A 1,178-nucleotide genomic window follows, 5' to 3' on the forward strand; every position below is an offset into this window, starting at 1 on the left:
TTAATATTTAAAAGCATCCTATACTTGGAAATTACGACAATTTTAAGCAAAAAATTGGATGTAAGTAGCTAATATAAGAAAAAGGCTTGATTTAGAAAAAAGGAAACTCTTACCATAATGGGCATAGATGATTTTGTTGTAACCGTTGACATCATAATTGTTGGATTCACAAACTTTAAAAGCGATTTATGACTGAGACGTTATTCTAAAATGAACAATAAGAGGAAAAGAAAATGGGCCCAAAACAAATCAGTGAACCTTCAAAAATTGACGAGAGATTAATAACCACTGATGACCTGATCAATGCTCAGATAGGTGGTCGTCCAATTATCAATCCAAAGGACTATCCGGAAAGAATTTCGGATAGTGGTGAATTTACCGCTATTGTCAAAATTGAGGATCAAAAACGCAGCACACCGGTTCTTGTTAAAAACTCAAGTATGGCAGATGCCAATGCGGTGATTTATTTAAATCTTCGCGGATTTACGAAATTACCACACTATAGTCCGATTCCGGTTAAAATAACGTGGATTAAAAAGCTATAAGGTAATCAAAATCAACCGAAAGTGGTCGAGGTATTTAGTTGCCTTGATTTTTTTAACAGTGATTTACTTATAAAATGTAAACGATTTTCATCTAAACGAATTTAGTCATATTTTTATGAAAAATATTTTCAATAAACGAAAGATATGCTATTATTTTATGTACGCCAGTTTTGGCGTAAAACATAAAGGGGGAACATCATGCACAAAAACATGATTTTGGCGATGCTCGCATTATCGGCAACCGTTGGTATCGAGTCACCGGTTTATGCAAAAGCAAAGTCTATTAAAGTTCAAATTAATCGTTTGACTGAAAATTCAGGATACATAACGGGGAAGGGGACACCGGGCGCACGTGTTACTGTTAGTCGGAATCATATGACATATGCAGCCGGAAAGATTAATCGACATGGAAAGCTAAAATTAGCATTGAACGATGACTTATCGGCTAATTGGAAGTACCAAGTAAAACTTTCTAAAAAGGGGTATTGGATTGAAGTCAATATTTGAGACAGGTTTTAAGAGACATTCAGAACCGCGTTTACCTTCCACAGCTCAAATAAATCATTAATCGTGATTAATAACTTATTTGAACCCTGGAAAGCATTAAATCAGGCGGCCATTTGGCTCGTAAGT

General features: G+C 35.1%; 2 protein-coding genes. Both read left to right on the forward strand.

All coding sequences use genetic code 11. The features are described from left to right. Nucleotides 1-233: 233 nt before the first annotated feature. Entirely contained in the window at nt 234-545 is a 312-nt protein-coding gene (locus HMPREF0519_RS09655; protein WP_003635785.1) for a hypothetical protein, read from the forward strand. Between the two features lie 198 nt (nt 546-743). After that, nucleotides 744-1,052 carry a hypothetical protein gene (locus tag HMPREF0519_RS09660; protein ID WP_003635787.1) on the forward strand — a complete coding sequence of 103 codons (309 nt, stop codon included), beginning with the start codon at nt 744-746 and terminating at the stop codon, nt 1,050-1,052. Nucleotides 1,053-1,178 lie beyond the last annotated feature (126 nt).

Origin of the sequence: Lentilactobacillus hilgardii DSM 20176 = ATCC 8290 (assembly GCF_000159315.1) — a bacterium.
GTDB lineage: Bacteria > Bacillota > Bacilli > Lactobacillales > Lactobacillaceae > Lentilactobacillus > Lentilactobacillus hilgardii.